Origin of the sequence: Hominimerdicola alba 8 (assembly GCF_000178155.2) — a bacterium.
In the GTDB taxonomy this organism is placed as follows: Bacteria; Bacillota; Clostridia; order Oscillospirales; family Ruminococcaceae; genus Hominimerdicola; species Hominimerdicola alba_C.
Window position 1 is genome coordinate 1 of sequence record NZ_ADKM02000113.1, and the last position, 17,898, is coordinate 17,898.

The following is a 17,898-nucleotide window of genomic DNA, read 5'->3' on the forward strand; positions in this document are numbered from 1 at the left end:
ATAAGCCCGTTTGCTTTTTTTCGGAATATGTTAGGTTGCTCAGGTTTAATTGATGGAAAACGTGATGCAGGATACTCATCTATTGGTTTTAATATTTCTAGCATAAACTCACCTCTTAGACTTTATTGTACACTATTGCCACAGTATTGTCAATAATAAAATGTTAAGTTATTACGACGCGAGTTTGAAAAGATGCGACTTGCAACATGAGTTAATTTGATATTTTAGGCGCTAATTGTCAATAATAAAAAAGGTGATTTGATTGAAATTAAGTTAACAAACAATGAAAATCTCTGCTTATATCTTGACTCTCGTTTGGGATTGTGTTATAATGTGATCAATGGATGAAAAAAGTTTTTTTAAACATCCAATATCACTACATAAATGGACGTTTAAAATGGTTGTAAGGACTCCCCGCCACTGATTTGTGTTCTTTATAATTTGCGGACTTATATAGTCTGTGGTGGTTAAGCATATGGCCATGAAAACTAATGTTTATAGTCCATAAAGCGCAGATACACAATTTGTGCAAAATTATAGGAAAGAGGTATAATTATGAGCATTCAGAAAACAATCGTTTCGCTGGCTTTGGGAACTACGATGTTCGCTTCGGGGTTTGGTGTCACAGCACCTGATTCGGGATACGGTATCTTCTCTGCATTCTCAATCACTGCTTCGGCAGCTGATAACGGTACAGGGGTATATAAAGTGAACACCGCCTCTGGTTTGAATATCAGATCCGGTCCTGGAACAGGCTACTCAAAACTTGGAGCAGCTACTAAAGGAACACAGTTCACAGTTACCAAAACACAGAATGGATGGGGTTACGGAATTATCAAATGCACTAACGGTAGCAAAACAGGATGGGCATGTTTGCAGTACTGTACTAAGACAGGGAATTCTGATAATGAAAGATCCGTAAATTATAAGGTGAAGATTACTACCAAAGCTGGTCTTAACATGAGATCGCAGGCAAATACTGAATCCTCGAAAATGGGCGCAATCCCGTATAACACCACTGTAACTATAACCAAGGAGTGCAACGGCTTCGGATATACAAACTATAGTGGTAAAAATGGTTGGATCTGTCTGCAGTATACTGCCAAAATAAGCGGGAACGATAACCCTCAGCCTGGTACAGTTGTAGAGTATCCTCTTAGAGGAGCAAGATGCTCTTGGCGCGGCTTCAACAATTCTACTTGGTCCTGGAGCGAAAATAGGTACGGCAGCGGTCACACAACAGAACGCGTTTACCATCTTGGTCTCGATCTTACTTCTACCAACAGTAGTGTTTATGCTTGCGCGGCAGGTACGGTAGTCGCTTGCTCCAGTTCTGCAAGCGGAGCAAATGGCAGGTATGTTATCATCAAGCATAACATAGGCGGGAAAACAGTTTACTCCTTCTACGCACATCTTTCTTCAGTTAATGTTAAAAATGGACAGTCTGTAAATACAAACACGAAGATAGGAGTAGTTGGAGGATCCGGTTATGGCAAAAATTCCTATTATGGCACTCATCTGCATTTTGCAATAATGGACACGCTGTGGACAAACGGTGCGTACTATGGTTACTCCACAAAATTCAGCGGCAATGCCAAATATTACGGTGGAGTAACATACTACAATCCTAAATTTGTAGTCGAAAACGATAGATTACCATAAATTCACAAGAAGCAGTTGAATACAGATGGCAATACGTCGTCTGTACAACTCGTTTCAAAACCCCATATCCCGTCACGGATATGGGGTGAATTTTTATTTCTCAAAAACCCAATAACTATCAAAAAATGTAATAATCTAAGTATATACACCCATACTCCAGTGGTGTATCGCATACTTTTTCAGATTCATGGCAGCAAACTTAAGCCTGACCCATTTGCTTACCTGGGACAAGCCTCTGAAATATGTAAATCGCATCGAGTGCTTTTTTGCGCCTGTAAACACTCGCTCGATCGTTTCTTTTTGTTTGTCATACAGCGCCTTCATACCGTATATCTTGTGAAATATGTCAGGCTGCTCAGGTTTAATGGAAGGAAAGCGTGATGCATGATATGCATTTATAATTTCTGTTTTTTATATCATAAACTCACATCTTAGACTTTATTGTACACACAGTATTGTCAATATTATAATGCTGAACTATAATACTATAGTTTGAAGAGCACTTGTCGTTTAGTGAGCGCATTTGAAAACAAATTTGTTTAAAATTAATAATAAATTGATATAATTGATTAACATAGATTGAACATTTACAATTATGCATTGACTTTAGAATGCGATTGCTTTATAATGTACTCAACGGATGAAAAATAGTTTTTTTTAAAGGAGTTGTGTCTTATGAAGTACCTTTTATTCTGTGCAATAATTAACGAACTGCCGAATAATTATGACATCTGTAACAATGGAATTGTCTCAGCAGGAGCAATAGTAGAAAACTTTTTGAGGTACATTCTTCAAGAGCAAAAAACTGCTCCGGATAAGCTGATCATCTTTTGGCGGACTTATGATATCTCCGCGTCTAATGCTGCAAATGCAAATCTCTTAACAAGAATGCAATTTTGGAAAAAAGAGAAATCTTTCCATACAGACTGTTTTAATTGCATAGAGGAGATCGAGCAGATCAGTGCAAGTGCAGGTATCAAACAGCCTGAAGTCGAAATCGTTAAAATCTCAGACAACGAGAAAGATGACCGGAAATTATTCAGCGAAGTCCGTCGAATTTTGGGTGAAAGCGGTGTCCCGAAGGAAGATATCTTCGTCACAGTTGCAGATACATCAACATCTGGTTCGGATGTTTTAGATATGACCATGTTGCGTCTTGAGTTTGATGGGTACACAGTCGAAAAACTGCACATTGATCCTGAAAAAGGAATTGCAGATCATTCCGAAACCTCACTCAATCTTGAACTGTATAAAGCAATCTGTAAATTCAAGGATACGGGAATAACGGATACATTTAACAAACTCGGCGAAAAGATAAGCAATAAGCTTTTGGCGGAGCTCTTGGAGCAGCTTGATCATTTTTCCGGGAACCTTAATTTGTGTCAGACAGAAGATCTTGAACCTACTCTCGATAAGATCTATAACATTCTTGATTCACTTGAACATGATGCAGATGCAGCAGATAACATCGAGGGGTTAGTATGTGATAAGTTGAGATCTGTATTCGGAGATTCCAAACCGCAGCTTCTTTCGATGGTGTATATCAAATGCTGTCTCAGCTGGAAATGGACCACGCAAAGCCTTGTTCTGTTTACCGAAGTGCTTCCGAAGGAGCTGGTCAGGAATAAAATAGTTCAGTGCGATTTTTCAAGTTTCACAAATGCAACGCTGGCACCTGAGGTTGAACTGTTCTATACGCGCATGACCAGGGATATGTATATTCCCAAAGAAAAGGAACTTAAAAGTTTACTTGTAAATTTCCTGAAAGGTGAAACGGGAAATGACAGCAAAAACCTGTATATTGAGGATTTCATAGTTATTATCAAGTGGTTTGAAAAGGGTATGGAAGAAAAAGGTCTTACAATACCGTTTGAAGGGATCGATATCCTCTATTCATTTCCCGAAAAGAACGATGGCGTGCGCCAGCTGACAGAGTTCATCTACCATAATTGTTCTTCACTGACAATGGACAAGTTCAGGGAAAAACTCTCAAATTCTATGGATTCGATACGCTATTTCTTCAAAGATTCTCTGATGTATGATAAAGAAAACACTATAAGCCAGAAGATAATGGGCATAAAATATCTGTATCCCGAACATATGAGGAGAAACCTGGACGGATTCAGGCTGAATATTGACTACAGCAAATTTTCATTTTTCAAGCGATTCCTGGCATTTTTCCTTTATCTCAAACTGGTCAGGAACAGGGTGTGTCATGCGATTCCGCTGCAAACGCTGGATGATGACTTGAACGAGGATCATAAGGAAAGATTGAAATGTTTTGGAGTAGATACCGGCACCGTGACATACGAGAGTTTGTCACGGAACATTACCAATGCTTTGAGTTGTCTCAAAGAGTGTCTCCTCAGCAATGTTCCACGAACGATACATAAATACTATGTCTCAGTTCCGGCTCCCGATGAAGTTGATGATATAGAAAACGATATAGATAGTCATCTCAGATCACTGTTTGAAAATGTGCCTAGCTTTGATACAGTCAGAATTTTTGTCATAAAAGAGAAAAATAAGGAAGGTATTCTTGAAAAAGCATTGATCGCCAAGATAGATGAATATGCTATATGCAATGACTTTTTCTGCGACATTGAGAATATCAGTGACTCTGACGAACCGTCGGAGTTTATCAGTAACCTGCTTTCGACCGTAGAACCCGGTGACAAGATCGGTGCTGACACTACTTATATGAATAATATCAAGATGTATGGTATGATTATGTTCTTTAATGCTGTGATCGAGAAAAAAGCAGAGATTGGGAAAGTAATATGCAAAGATTACTGTCTCACCGATCTTATAAATTCTCAATTCGGTGCATAAGGCTTGTAAGCTGAATATTGTAACTTAATATTTGAATTATCTGATTTCAAAACAGCTTAAAGACTATTCTTTGAGCTGTTTTGAATGTTAAGTTATACATATCCTTGAAACCTGCCTTGATCTCATTCGGGCTTGTTTTATCGTTACCGCTTCTGACATAATAGTATTGTATATAGAAAGCGAGTGTCAAAAGCGACTTGTCAATGTCATCTTGTCTGGTGACAGGATCGATCATGTTCGTTCCGGCAGGAGCAATGCCACTCGTACTGAAATATCCTATGATCTCGGTGCTTTGTATTCTGAAGCTAGCGTTTTTGTAGCGATCAGATTTGCTTCATCGTCCTCAAGACAGCAGATGATATAATTGGCTTTACAGCTGCGGGATCCTGCACGGTATCATTTATAGTCTCTCAGAGTAGGCATATCCTTGGTATTGTTATTTCTATTCAAAAAAATCAAAACCACCCGATAAACAGGTGGTTTGCAAAAAACTATAATAGCAAGTTTATGACACTGCCAATTAAGAGGACGAAAAAGCCTGTTATCCACACAACTACCTCTCAAATGGCATCATGTGTCCTCTTTCTTAGATATACTCTGTAAATAGGTCTATAAGAAGTGTTTTTGGAAAAGATAAATTGAAACTATTGTAAAATGCAGCTGTTCGTGCTATAATGAAAGAAAATCATATATACAAACATAAGGAGAAGATCACATGAATATTAGTGAGAACATTCAATGGATACTCGGAGATACCGCTTCATGGAAGTTTTATACCAACAGATCTTATCGGGCAAAGATACAGATCGCTGATCCGAATCAAGTATATAATGTTGCGGGAACACCCGGTGTTGTTTACAATTGTCTGGAAGATGCCTGCGAAAAGGTCGGCACTAACGGTTATGTTGTTACCGGGATCGCAGGTGAAATGTGGCCGATCGGAGAGAAAGCAATAAAGAAATATAAAGTGGATCCTGAAAAAATCACTTCCGAACCTGTGGAGGTTGACACAGTTGAACTTGATACTGTGTATGCAGCCATTCTGATCCCCAAAAGTACTCAGTTTACGCTGGAAGTGGATTATGGAGAGAAAGCAGTTCTGCATGGCAACCGTTCCGGTATAGAGCATGGCGATGGTGACTATGTACTCGTGACAGCAAAGTTAGTTGACGGTGAGTATCGCCCCGATCCTGATGATTGCGGCAGGATAATCAATGGTGAAGTATTCAGCAAACTATATAAACCTTTTTCAAAACAACAGTGAACGGACAATATCAGTCTCACCCATTTTGATAAGCGATCCCATCTTTCACATATATAAGAGGACCGGCAGCACTTTTTGATATTACCATTAGCAGATAGAATTTATGATTTGTCCGTCAAAGCAAAAATGAAACGAGGGAGAATAATGAATATCAATACACTAGATAATATCGAATTTGAAGACCATAACTGCGATATTTTTATCAGCTATAAAAGAGACGGAGGTGACGATCTTTCAGCTTTTTTCGCAGAAGAGCTGAAAAACATGGGGTATAGGGTCTTCCTCGATGTTAAACAGCTCAAAGATGACGCAAGCTATGTTAAAAGGATAACAGAAGAGATCGAAAACTGCAAGGATTTTATTTTTGTTTTGTCAGCTGACTGTTTTAAAGGTGTAAAAGATGAAGTGAGGATCGATGAGGATACTATTGAAAATGAGGATTGGCTTGCTAAAGAGATAAGGCTCGCTCTGAAATCCGGAAGACACATGATCCCCCTGATAAAGCACAATTACTCAAGGCCGGATGACCTTCCTCCCGAATTGATCAGAGCCACAGAAGCGAACGGGGTAACTGTTCCGATAGGCTATTTTGGCGAGGCATTTTTCAGGCTGGTGAATGTTTTTCTTAACAGCACAAAAAACTACTATGCCGAAATGGACAGTGATACCGAGACAAAGAGAAGGATACAGGAAGGCGAAGTATCGGCTAAAAATGAATTTGCACTCAAGACAGAGATAGGTACTTTTCTTATCAATAAGGACAAAGCCAAAGCTTTGGATATCTATCTGAAAGCAGCCGAAGAAGGGCTTCCCGCTGCTTACTATAATATTGCGGATATACTTGAAAAATGCGCTGACGATGTGTATCTTTCATATAGTTCCGGTTATGCGGCAGATACAAAGATAAAAGAATTGCCAGGAATAAAGAACGCTCATGATTATATCGATGCAGCTGTTTATTACTATAATAAAGCAGATGCGTTGTATAGAGAAAAAAAGAATATAGGCTATGCGCCGGCACTTTACAGACTGGGTGTCATCAAAGAAAAGGAAGAAGCATACAAAGATGCATTCAAATCGTATTCGGAGAGTGCAAAGCAACAATATGTTCCTGCTGTGAATGCTGTTGCATTTTACTATGCTACGGGAAAAGGCGAAGTAGTGACAAAGGACGTTGAAAAAGCAAAATCACTTTTTGAGAGTATAAGTGATGAACTGCCTTTTGCAGCTTACAACTATGCAAAGCTGATGGCAGATGAAAAGAAAACGGCAGATGTGTCTGACCTCATCAAAAATTATGAAAAAGCGTATTTCAGCAAAGAGCCTGTTCCGCAGGCGGCGTATGAACTTGCTAAGATCTACCAAAAGCAAAACGATATCATAAAAGCAAAGCACTTCTATTATCTTGCACTGGAAGGTGGATATTACCCTGCCGATAAAGAGATAAAAAAGATTGAGCAGGAATATTTATCCTCATACTTCAGGGACGAAAAGGACGATGATACAGATGAATGACATAGAAAAAGCCATAAAGAGGAACAAAAATCTACATCGTAATTCCTATGATCTGGGCAATGAAAAATTTGCTGTTATCTGGCACGGCAGTGTGGCACTGCTTGCGGCAAGTGTTTTGCAATTATTCTTTATTGATATGCCAAATCTAAAATATTTATTCATATTGCTGATCACTGCGGCTCTCATTTTCGGTATAGGAATGTACTATACTCGGCTCAGTAAGCCCAAGATACAGCCTTACCGCAGAACCAATAATTTCCACTTTCTCGGACTGCATGACCTTTCAGATGAAAAACTCAGCAACAGATCAATGGATGTTATCAGCAGAAAAGACGAAGTTGTCCATATCGAGACTCTGCTCGAAAACACCATATTTCCGCAGGAACGCGCAAAACAGCTTTTATGTTTAACAGGAAAAAGCGGCTGCGGAAAATCGACCATTCTCTCTTTTTTTATGAACAGCTATGCTAATGACAACGAACATCTGATCTATAATTTCTCAGGAGATTACAAAACGCTGCTTTCAGCATTGGAAGAAAGCTTTGATACTACCGATCCTGCTGCAGAGATCACCAGAATGGTAAATGACAAGAAAAAAATAGTATTTATCCTTGACCAATTTGAGCGATACTTTTTTCTTGATCCTACATCCCAACAGCAGGTCAAAGATTTTATTGCCGGCTTGTGTCAGAAGAACACTGCTGTGATCGTTTCTTTGAGGGAAGAATATCTTTCACAGTTTTTACTGAAATTTGACCTTAATGATATTCATTCAGATCCTATCCATAGTGATGAGTATAAGCATTATGGGCTGCTGCGAAAACTTGTCGGACCTATCAGAGAAGGCAGGGATCATATCATACTGCGTGATAGCGTCAGGAATGTTACATACACAAAGTGGGATAATGATTATATCAAAAATCCCCACAACATCCATATTCTTGACCCCATCGGCGATGGGATCTCCGGGTCTGCACGAACGGAGATACCATTGATCTATTGCGAAAACCAAAACATGAACAGCAATAGTATAGAAGGCAAGTGCAGCAAATGCTTTGGTGATAAAGGAGTTCAGCTGCTGTATAGCAAGTACAAGGACAGACCGCTTATCGAGCAAGAGATAATATTTCACATGATCGAGTTTGATATGAAAAAACGAGGTTCCGAAGATGCCATTGAGAAATATGCTGAACTGGAAGAACAGGAGATACTGAAACGATATTTTGATATCCAGCTTCTGGCGACCGGAGATCATTTTAATGCCCAGAGGATCATGTATATTCTTTCCAAAGCAAGGCTGCATCAGATCTCAATGAAGACCGAAGAGGTGAATATCGGCATTTTTGCAGATCAGTTCAGGGAAAACGGCACAGGTATCCTTTATGATACCTATAATAAACTGACAGAGTTCCAGCTGATAAAACCTTCCGTCAAAGACAGCCGTACACAATATGAGATCGCTCATGACTTTATCGCGCACGCATTCATAAATTACAGCAGCGCTGCCATTGACAGGAATGTAAAGGATGCACTGGACATATATATATCAGACTATATCGAAGCCTATGAGCGCTCGTCCCACAGTACACAGTCCGAACCTGACGGAAAAGTTTCTGCGGGGAATGCGTTTTTCAACTCGCTGAAAGAAAACATAGATAAACACAAGCAGGAAAAATATTTCAGATATGTATGCTATACGTTCGGAGGGCTTATCATCCTGACGGACATAATTTTAAGATGGATACACAATCCCTGGACAGACTGTGACCATGACCTGTTCAACGGCTTTTTTCCGTTTTTTATTCCCATTCACCTTCTGATATGCCTTTTATACTTTTATCAGATATTCGATAAGATATTCCGTTTTTACAGCAAAAATACCACTAAGTGGATAAAGTTGATGTTCTTCTTCCTTAGCTCGCTGGCGTATATGTCAGAGCTGTTCTATCCATACTTCATCATTATTAACGGCATTGATCTGGCTCTGATCGGGCTGTCTGCCTGCATACTTCTGGGGGATGAATGTCGGGAAACCAGCAAAAATGCGCTTACCATCTATGGCAAAAAATGTATTGCGATGGGAAGTATATTTTCATTTGCGAATGTTATGTTTATATGTTATCACAAGGTGCTGACAAATGATCTTATCATACTGGAAGTGGTCGCAATGACAGCCCTTACGTGCTTTGCTCATTTGTCTCACATATCAGTAGAGTATCTATACGGACGCAGAATGGATGTTTCCGGCAAAAAGAATAAACAATACTAATACAGCAATTATTTAAAGAAGCAGGTGAACGATATGAGATCGGGACTGATAATGGAGGGCGGAGGTATGACCGGTGTTTTTACAGCCGGTGTTATTGACGTTCTTATGCGGAATAATATAAAGTTTGACGGAGCGATAGGTGTTTCGGCAGGTGGTATTTTCGGCTCGAATATAAAGTCGGGTCAGATTGGAAGAGCCATTCGCTTTAACAAAAAATACTGCCAAGATCCCAGATATTGCAGTGTCCGATCATTTTTGTTCACAGGCGATATATTCGGAGCAGATTTCTGTTATCGTCAACTTACCTATGAACTTGATCCGTTTGATCACAAGGAATTTGAGAATGATCCTATGGAGTTCTGGTGTGCCGCAACAGAACTTGAAACAGGAAAAGCAGTATATCATCGCTGTCGTAACGGTTTGCTGGAGGACATAACATGGCTCAGAGCTTCAGCCTCAGTACCTGTGCTGTCAAGGCGTGTGGAAATATACGATAAGAGCTATCTTGACGGCGGGATAACAGACTCGATACCGATACGTTTTTTTGAAAAGCAGGGTTATACTCATAACGTAATAATACTCACAAAGCCTTACGGATATCAGATGAGGCCCGCAAATTATATGTTCTGGGCAAAACTGTGGTATCAAAAAAAATATCCGCTCTTTCTCGGGGCGATAAGACATCGGCATATCATATATAACAGGACTATGGACTACATAAAACAAAAGGAAAGAGCCGGAGAAGTTGTTGTTGTAAGACCCAGTCATCAGTGCGAAGCCGGATTGATCGAACATGACCCTGCTTTATTGCAAAAAACCTATAATGATGGTGTCAGGCAATGCGAACTTGCTCTTGATAAGATCAAAAAATTACTCTCAGAAACTTAATAGATCTCCATCTAGTGTGCGGCTTATTTGAAATAATAAACCGTGCGGAAATCGAAGCTGAAAGAAATGTTCCCGGCACTTGTCCTCAGTATCAAATCTCGTAGCGAAATCCACTACGCTGAATGCTGTTTTTTTAACCCTAAAATAACGGAAAACCACCTTTTTGCGTAATCGTTATGTCTATTATAGAATATCATTTTTGATTTGTTTGGAATAATTTTGGATTGCAACGTTGTGAAAAGCCAAGTTATGTGGCTTGCATGATTTTAATGATGTAGTGTATTTGGTGATGAGGGAAAGGGATAGTCAGTTAAAATTACACCAAATCGGGATTTCATCAATCATAGCTTCTATACCTAACAATGCTGAGTTAGATTTTGTAAATATTCATCTATAACTCTACAAATGTAAAGGGTGAGGCGCCCCTTTACATTTCAGGCCATCTGTGTTATAATATAAGCCATAGACGTATTTGAGGAGGCGGTAACATGGGCAATTATCTCAATCCTGATAACATTGATTTTCAGGAAGCTCTGAATTCAGAGATATATGTTGATAAATCAAACTTGATAGCACTTACAAACAGCGTCGTAAGAACACAGCAGAAATATGTTTGCGTCAGTCGTCCCAGACGTTTTGGAAAATCGATGGCGGCCAATATGCTGACCGCATATTACAGCAGAGGCTGTGATTCAAGGGATATGTTTGCACCGTTAAAAATATTTTCTGATGACAACTTTGAAAAGCATCTGAACAAGTACAATGTTATCCATATAAATATGGTAGATTTTTCGACAAACAATACTATTTCGGATATGATCGCTGAAATTGAAAAAACGCTTTTGTTTGATATCCTTGATGAGTTTTCTGATTTGCGTTTTTTTGATGAAACCAAGCTTACACGGACTATTCAGGATGTTTTCACCAAAACAAAAGTACCTTTCGTTTTTATTATCGACGAATGGGACTGTGTTTTCAGAATAAAGAAATATACACAGAACGATCAGACCGAATACCTTAATTTTCTGCGCAATCTTCTGAAAGATAAGAGCTATGTTGCACTTGCGTATATGACTGGTATTCTGCCCATAAAGAAATACGGAGAGCATTCCGCACTCAATATGTTCACCGAAATCTCTATAACTGATACCAACAGATATGCCGAATTTACGGGCTTTACAGATGATGAAGTAACTTCGCTCTGTGATAAGTACTCCGCTTCTTTTGATGACCTGAAACAGTGGTACGATGGTTATTGTGTTGATGGTATTTCTATATATAATCCTCGTTCGGTCGTTGAAAGTATAAGAGCTAAAAAGATCAGCAACTACTGGACTTCCACTGAGACCTATGAGGCTCTGAAAGTCTACATTCAGGCTGACTTTGACGGTTTGCACGACAAGGTCACTCGAATGATAGCAGGAGAGAAGATAGAGGTCAACACAGCGAAATTCCAGAACGATATGACCACATTTGCATCAGCTGATGATATCATAACGCTTCTGGTACATCTTGGCTATCTGACCTACGAAGCCTTTGGAAAAAATGCTTTGGGCAGAGGTTTGGTATGGATCCCCAATGCAGAAGTCCAGCAGGAATTCATCAACTGCATTGAGGACAAGGGTTGGGAGCCTGTTATGAAGGCTATACGTGCGTCAGATGAATTGATACAGGATATTATTGACGGTAATGCAGAAAAAGTTGCTAAAGGCGTTGAGATATGTCATGAGGACAACACCTCAATACTTCAGTACAACAACGAAAATTCGCTCAGCTGCGTTATTTCACTGGCATTCTATTCTGCAAGAAAATATTACAAGATCATCAGAGAGCTGCCGACAGGGAAGGGTTTTGCAGATATCGTTCTGCTGCCATATCAGAATATCGATAAACCAGCAATGATAATTGAACTGAAGAATGATAAGTCGGCAGATACTGCGATCAAACAGATAAAAGAAAAGCGCTATACAGGAGCGCTTTCAGGATATACCGATGAGATCATTCTTGTTGGCATTAGCTATGATGACAGCAAGGGGCATAGCTGTGTTATTGAGAAATTTAAGAAATAAGTAAGTCTAAATTATCTACACCAATCCTACACCAAATTTACACCAATTACGATTTTCCGGTGTAGTTGTTTATGAGGTTATGTAGGGCTTTTAAGCAGTAAAAAAACATTAGCTCCTTAATATAACAAAAAATAAAGAGACATGCAAAGTGAACTGACCCCAAAAAGTTAGACAAACTTTTAAAAGAAAACTTATGTAAAGCGACTAAGAGAAATCTTGGTCGCTTTTGTTATGCGGCAGCGAGTCTGTATTCGACAGGAGACATACCATCAAGTTTGAGCTTAATGCGTTTCGTATTGTACCACTCTATATAAGCGTGAAGCTCGGATATGAAGTGTTCTATTGATGTAAAATCCTGTAAGTACAACAATTCTGTCTTGAGTAATCCAAAGAAGTTTTCTGCACAGGCGTTATCAAGACAATTGCCTTTTCGTGACATACTCTGTCTTATGCGATTAACCATCGCTATATACAAGAACAAACCTATCCCGGTTGTCCTACCTATGATCATGACACAGGTTTTATTGAACAAATTAGATGTGAAGTAAAACCTTTTAATACTTATGCTGATTTGGTGAAACAGCCTTTGGAGGAACAGTGATGAAGAAGATCAAGCCTATATATAAATTTTTTATCTGTGTGATAACGTGCATTTTTATTTTTGTTTTTGGTACACGCCTGATATTTGGCGCTTTTCCGATCATTTATATTGATGGGGAAAGGTATTGGCTTTACAGTTCAGAGGTAATATTAAAACCATATATTCTGGATCAAAAAGAACTTGATAAGATCTCTCATTTTGTAAGGCTTAAAAGATTGTCAGTAGGAACATACAGAACAGACCTTTCTTGTCTGAATGGTATGACCGGACTAGAAAAATTGAACCTGGATTTTACAAGTGCTGATGTTCGTGTTGTGGATTTTGAAAAACTTGAAACTTTTCCTGATTTAAAGTTTTTCAGCATAATTTCCAATAATATTGACGGTTCGTTTATAGAAAGATCAAAAGATCTGGAAGTATTATACATCACTTCTAACTTTGCTGTTAATTCTGAAAAAATATGGAATTGCCGCAAATTAAAAGAAGTAGTGATTGATGTAAGAAGTGGAGAATTTTCATTTGCCGGTGTTTCAAAACTTGATGATTTAGAGTTTCTTTATGTTTCGGATCATGGCGTGGACGAAACAGAAAAAGCATCAATAACAGGAATATCAGAGCTGAGTAAATGTAAGAATTTGCCAAAACTCGTTTTGCATTGTGATATTGACGATCCTTCTTTTCTTAATGATATGCCTGCATTAAAAAAATTGACAGTATATGAAGGTGCATTGTCAGCGGATATCGAGAAGTCATTGAAAGCCAAAGGCGTTGAGATCGACTATAATAAACACGATGATAAAAAATTCTAGAGCTATAGTAACCGCCTCATCAGCTCCAAATAATGTAAACTATACCCTACTGGCAATTACTTTACCTCACTATAAGTCTGCCTGTCTGAAAGCCTTACATATAAATTGCTTGAATTTCTGCACCGATCAAATGCAGAACTGAATGTGAATACCGTCCTCATCGGACACATAGACCGCATCGATCATCATCACAGCGATTTAATGTTTGGCATCTATCGTCAGGCTATCCCAATTTTTCAGCGGCTCCTTCAGGGGCTTCGTATCAATAGCCCTGTGCTTACGGCTTTTCATCTGGAGCTTGCTTTCCAGTTTGGATTTTGCCTTGTGGAACTCCTTGATACGCTTCTGAATGTAGGCGAACAGTACCTCGTCGGCATCAGGGAGTATCTTCTTCGTGCCTTGCGACCTCAAGGCATTTTATTTTGTCGCACATAGCGATATACACGGCTTCTTCCACATCGTCGAGCTTTGTTTTCAGAGTACGCTTTCTGCACCCCTGAGCCGTGGAGAAACCGAAGTCGATCAGATACCGCCAAGTCTTAGTTCTCTCCTTATTGTGCTGAATGTTGAGCTGAATGCTGTAACCGCAGTGCGGACACTTCAACATTCCCACAAGCCATGATCTTTTCGCCTTGCCGTTGTTCGGGAACTTTCGGTTATGGGATTTTTTGTCCTGCACGGCAAGCCAAGTTTTGGAGTTAACAAGTCCCTCATGATAGCCGACCTTGACATAGGTCTTTCCGTCATTATCCTTGTGAGCGAATACGCCATAGCGGTCAAGCTAGTCCGTGATGTTGAGATACTCTCTCATGTTTCTGCTGAAACGGTCATACTTTTTCACAACGCTCCTGCTGATAAGACCTTCACGGGCATCGCTCATCATCTGCTGAAATGCTGGTCTATGCTCAGTATCTTTTCCGGAAAATCCATTATTGCAATACAGGCGATACACACAATCCTCGCCTACATTTCTGATACAATCCTCCTTCTGCGATTCGATGGACAGCGAATTGTTATCCCTGTCTGCTACGGAACGGCGGACATAGATCGCAGTCACTCCACCGTTGTTTGTTACTTTCTTTTTCATGTTTATCGACCTCCGATTTATGCAATCGACAGCCGATCTTGCTATACTATAATCATAGCGCAAATCGGCTGCCATTGCAATAGTTTTTTGCAAATTATACCGATTTGTGCTGGGTGAGCAATGCGTATATCCTCATCAGCAACAGGGCTTGTTACAGGCTCATCGCTTTCAGCTTTTTCTGCCGATACCTCATCAGCACCGATGACCTCAAAGCCCTTTTCTGCAAAAGCATTAATGACAGTCTCCATAGGAATTTTCATCATTCCTGCACCCTTTGGAATAGTCATGACTCTGCCGAGTGTTTGCAGCTTTGCAGGCTTTGTGATCTCCGTAAAACCGAGTTCAAGCATGATATCCTTGACTTCCGGATATTCCTTAACAAGATCGTGTACTGTTTTCTTTAGGTTGATGATCTTTGCCATAATGTGACACCGCTTTCGATTTAGTTGTTTAAGTTACTCTCTATTATTGTTAAGGGTCTTTTTTCTCTTTGCTGGCATGCCGGATATTCGTTTGCCGCCCGCTGCACTGCAATGAAAATAAATCACATTATCACTTAGTGCGAAGCTCATAGGAACACCATAAGGCATATTGTTTTCATCTGTTACTGACAGCACACCGTATTCCGCATCACGGAACAGTTGAAGTGTTTCTTCATCTGTCAGCTGCCGATCAGACCTGCGCATTGGCTTATCCATACGTTCTGCCTCCTTATATTTTTTCAAAACATTTATCAAAAAAGTTACTGTGGTTCTTGACTTTCTAATGATATTATAGTACAATAGAAGAAAAAGGTCTGTTGTATTTACAACGAAAGCAGGGGTTTTATGAAAAAATATGCAGCTCTTTTGAAAAGAACAAAGCTATTCTCCGGTGTTGGGGAAAATGACATTCTATCTATGCTCCATTGTCTGAACGCTCAGGTTCGGGAGTATAACAAGGGAGAGTATGCCTTTCGGCAAGGTGAGTATATCCGCAGTTTGATGATCCTTGCTGTGGGCAGACTTCACATTCAGAAAGAGGATTATTGGGGCAACCTGAATATATTGAATGAGATACGTCCAGGAGAAATGTTTGGAGAAGCCTATATTGTACCAAACAGTGGAACTTTAATGAACGATGTTGTTGCTATCGAAGAAAGCGTAGTCCTCTTTTTTGATATAGACCGAATACTGACCGTGTGTCCCTCTGCTTGCCCCTTTCACACTCAGCTGATAAAAAATATATTTTACACGATCTCAGATAAGAATAAAAGCCTTGTACAAAAAATCAGCTATATGTCTCAGCGTTCCACAAGAGAAAAACTGCTGTCCTACCTTTCAGATGAAGCAAAACGTCATAACAGCAATTCATTCTCTATTCCATTTAACCGACAACAGCTTGCGGATTTTCTTTCGGTAGACCGAAGTGCTATGTCCAACGAGCTAAGCAAGCTGCGGAACGAAGGAATGTTGGATTTTCATAAAAATGAGTTTACCCTGCGGGAACTTTGATCTGCAAAAACCATACACATACCCCAAACCCAATAAAATTTCGGGTTTTGGGTTTTCTATACATAGAAATAAACAGGGATATGCCTTCTGTGGTTGCCACAGTAGACATATCCCATTTACTTTAGTTACAATACAGTCTGTTACTCTTGAATTTCCTGAATCATAGTTGAACCGTCCTTGAAGCCGACCTTGTAAGCAGCTCTCATATCAGCGGCGGCAGTATCGCTAACGCAGTCAAGTAACTTGTGGAAGGTGGTGAGCTGAGCTTCGCTCAGCGACTCCTCGAACGGAATACAGAGAGCGTTAAACTCGTCCGAGAACTCAGCGGAGTGAATATCGCCCTGGCGGTAGTTGTAAAGTGCATCGATCATCATATCATCGAACCTCGCAATCGTTATAAGATATGTGCGTATAATCGGCTTATCTGCGCCATTTTCTTTGTAAGGTTTTCAGATTGGTCTGCCTGCACAGATAGTAAACTTTTTCGTAATATGTGCGGGCTCATGTTCGCAGAAAGTTTCACGAAGCGATCATTGTGGACAGTGGTAACAGCATCGCCAAGACAGCGAGAAACTACTGTGACAAGCTGTTTTCAATAGAAGCAGAACTTGACAGCCTGACAGGTGAAGAAAGATACAATAAGCGTCTGACGCAGAAAAAGCCTGTGTTTGAGGCTTTCTGGTCATGGGCTGAAAAGATAGCACCGACAGTTCTTCCGAAAACGCAGCTTGGAAAGGCATTTGAGTATGCTTTCAAGAGATGGGATTTTCTCGGAATCTACTTCAAAGACGGTGACTGTGCGATCTCGAACAATGCCGCTGAAAATGCGATACGTCCGTTTACCATCGGGCGTAAAAAACTGGCTTTTCAGCGACACGCCTAAAGGTGCTAGAGCAAGTGCTGATATCTACAGTATCGTAGAAACTGTAAAAGCAAACGGACTTGATGTTTTCAAATATTTTGAACTGCTGCTGACAGTTCTGCCCAGCATGGAGTTTTTGACCAATCCCGATATACTTGAAGAACTTCTGCTTTGGAACGAATCTGTGCAGAAAATCTGTAAAGCAATATGAGTGATCCCCGAGCTACGGCTCTGGGATCTGTGTTTTGGTGGGGGGGGTTGTTGGGCGGGGACGGAGCATACCGCACGATACAATATGCAGAGAAACATGGCAAGAAGATAGTGAACATTGCAGACGAAAACTAATACATATGAAATAGCTCCCGAAGCTGACACCAAAAGTCAACTTCGGGAGTTATTTTTTCTGTTATACCAAGACCCTTTTCGCAATTCTCAAAAATTTGGTGTCAGATTGGTGTCAAAACACCGTGCCGTGTGCTTGAAAGGCTTGAAAATAGGGCGTTTTTAGTCTATTAACTCCATCGTCGGGAATAATCCACCCGACTTT

General features: G+C 39.9%; 17 protein-coding genes and 2 pseudogenes. 11 read left to right on the forward strand and 8 right to left on the reverse strand.

From position 1 onward, the window contains the following. The first annotated feature begins 555 nt into the window (after positions 1–555). Positions 556–1,662 carry an SH3 domain-containing protein gene (locus CUS_RS18765; protein WP_002851696.1) on the forward strand — a complete coding sequence of 369 codons (1,107 nt, stop codon included), beginning with the start codon at positions 556–558 and terminating at the stop codon, positions 1,660–1,662. A gap of 135 nt (positions 1,663–1,797) precedes the next feature. Here CUS_RS18765 and CUS_RS13560 read toward each other — a convergent pair. Then, positions 1,798–1,983 (reverse strand): annotated as a pseudogene (locus CUS_RS13560) (transposase); the annotation flags it as partial. Positions 1,984–2,337: 354 nt separating this feature from the next. Here CUS_RS13560 and CUS_RS13565 point away from each other — a divergent pair. The 6 genes from CUS_RS13565 (at position 2,338) to CUS_RS13595 (ending at position 12,499) form a co-directional block, all read left to right on the forward strand. Further along, positions 2,338–4,494 (forward strand): hypothetical protein, encoded by a 2,157-nt coding sequence (locus tag CUS_RS13565; protein WP_037277506.1) that lies wholly within the window; start codon positions 2,338–2,340, stop codon positions 4,492–4,494. Positions 4,495–5,209: 715 nt separating this feature from the next. Continuing rightward, positions 5,210–5,758 (forward strand): hypothetical protein, encoded by a 549-nt coding sequence (locus tag CUS_RS13575; protein ID WP_002851698.1) that lies wholly within the window; start codon positions 5,210–5,212, stop codon positions 5,756–5,758. Positions 5,759–5,833: 75 nt separating this feature from the next. Continuing rightward, on the forward strand, positions 5,834–7,273 hold the full coding sequence (locus CUS_RS13580) for a toll/interleukin-1 receptor domain-containing protein (protein WP_157769535.1): 1,440 nt from the start codon (positions 5,834–5,836) through the stop codon (positions 7,271–7,273). Beyond that, a complete protein-coding gene (locus tag CUS_RS13585) occupies positions 7,266–9,542 on the forward strand; it encodes an ATP-binding protein (RefSeq protein ID WP_002851667.1) in 2,277 nt (758 codons plus the stop codon). The genes CUS_RS13580 and CUS_RS13585 overlap by 8 nt, the downstream gene beginning before the upstream one ends. Positions 9,543–9,575: 33 nt before the next feature. Next, the gene (locus CUS_RS13590; RefSeq protein ID WP_002851695.1) at positions 9,576–10,430 is read left to right on the forward strand and encodes a patatin-like phospholipase family protein; all 855 of its coding nucleotides are present in this window, start codon (positions 9,576–9,578) and stop codon (positions 10,428–10,430) included. A gap of 488 nt (positions 10,431–10,918) precedes the next feature. After that, the gene (locus CUS_RS13595; protein WP_002851672.1) at positions 10,919–12,499 is read left to right on the forward strand and encodes an AAA family ATPase; all 1,581 of its coding nucleotides are present in this window, start codon (positions 10,919–10,921) and stop codon (positions 12,497–12,499) included. Positions 12,500–12,728: 229 nt separating this feature from the next. On the opposite strand, the pseudogene CUS_RS19305 reads toward CUS_RS13595, so the two are convergent. After that, positions 12,729–12,950: pseudogene (locus tag CUS_RS19305) on the reverse strand (transposase); the annotation flags it as partial. 149 nt (positions 12,951–13,099) lie between these two features. Between CUS_RS19305 and CUS_RS13600 the strand changes: the two are divergent. Next, positions 13,100–13,909 carry a hypothetical protein gene (locus CUS_RS13600; RefSeq protein WP_002851678.1) on the forward strand — a complete coding sequence of 270 codons (810 nt, stop codon included), beginning with the start codon at positions 13,100–13,102 and terminating at the stop codon, positions 13,907–13,909. A gap of 198 nt (positions 13,910–14,107) precedes the next feature. On the opposite strand, the gene CUS_RS20480 is transcribed toward CUS_RS13600, so the two are convergent. From CUS_RS20480 to CUS_RS13620, 5 genes are all read right to left on the reverse strand, one after another. Next, on the reverse strand, positions 14,108–14,320 hold the full coding sequence (locus CUS_RS20480) for a hypothetical protein (protein ID WP_227945313.1): 213 nt from the start codon (positions 14,318–14,320) through the stop codon (positions 14,108–14,110). Then, a complete protein-coding gene (locus tag CUS_RS20485) occupies positions 14,286–14,522 on the reverse strand; it encodes a hypothetical protein (RefSeq protein ID WP_227945314.1) in 237 nt (78 codons plus the stop codon). The genes CUS_RS20480 and CUS_RS20485 overlap by 35 nt, the downstream gene beginning before the upstream one ends. Positions 14,523–14,690: 168 nt before the next feature. Then, positions 14,691–14,996 (reverse strand): recombinase family protein, encoded by a 306-nt coding sequence (locus CUS_RS20490; RefSeq protein WP_002851692.1) that lies wholly within the window; start codon positions 14,994–14,996, stop codon positions 14,691–14,693. Between the two features lie 41 nt (positions 14,997–15,037). Continuing rightward, positions 15,038–15,418, reverse strand: a complete 381-nt coding sequence (locus CUS_RS19315; RefSeq protein WP_002851676.1) for a DUF1858 domain-containing protein — start codon at positions 15,416–15,418, stop codon at positions 15,038–15,040. A 33-nt stretch (positions 15,419–15,451) separates the two neighbouring features. Next, positions 15,452–15,694 (reverse strand): pyridoxamine 5'-phosphate oxidase family protein, encoded by a 243-nt coding sequence (locus tag CUS_RS13620; protein ID WP_002851674.1) that lies wholly within the window; start codon positions 15,692–15,694, stop codon positions 15,452–15,454. Between the two features lie 129 nt (positions 15,695–15,823). On the opposite strand from CUS_RS13620, the gene CUS_RS13625 reads away from it, so the two are divergent. Then, entirely contained in the window at positions 15,824–16,489 is a 666-nt protein-coding gene (locus CUS_RS13625) for a Crp/Fnr family transcriptional regulator (RefSeq protein ID WP_002851670.1), read from the forward strand. A gap of 140 nt (positions 16,490–16,629) precedes the next feature. Here CUS_RS13625 and CUS_RS13630 read toward each other — a convergent pair whose 3' ends face one another. Next, positions 16,630–16,860: a hypothetical protein gene (locus tag CUS_RS13630; protein ID WP_037277517.1), complete on the reverse strand. Its 231-nt coding sequence runs from the start codon at positions 16,858–16,860 to the stop codon at positions 16,630–16,632. A gap of 164 nt (positions 16,861–17,024) precedes the next feature. On the opposite strand from CUS_RS13630, the gene CUS_RS20495 reads away from it, so the two are divergent. Both CUS_RS20495 and CUS_RS20500 read left to right on the forward strand, forming a co-directional pair. After that, positions 17,025–17,372: an IS66 family transposase gene (locus CUS_RS20495; RefSeq protein ID WP_050792237.1), complete on the forward strand. Its 348-nt coding sequence runs from the start codon at positions 17,025–17,027 to the stop codon at positions 17,370–17,372. Then, entirely contained in the window at positions 17,314–17,562 is a 249-nt protein-coding gene (locus CUS_RS20500; RefSeq protein ID WP_050792238.1) for a transposase domain-containing protein, read from the forward strand. The genes CUS_RS20495 and CUS_RS20500 overlap by 59 nt, the downstream gene beginning before the upstream one ends. Positions 17,563–17,898 lie beyond the last annotated feature (336 nt).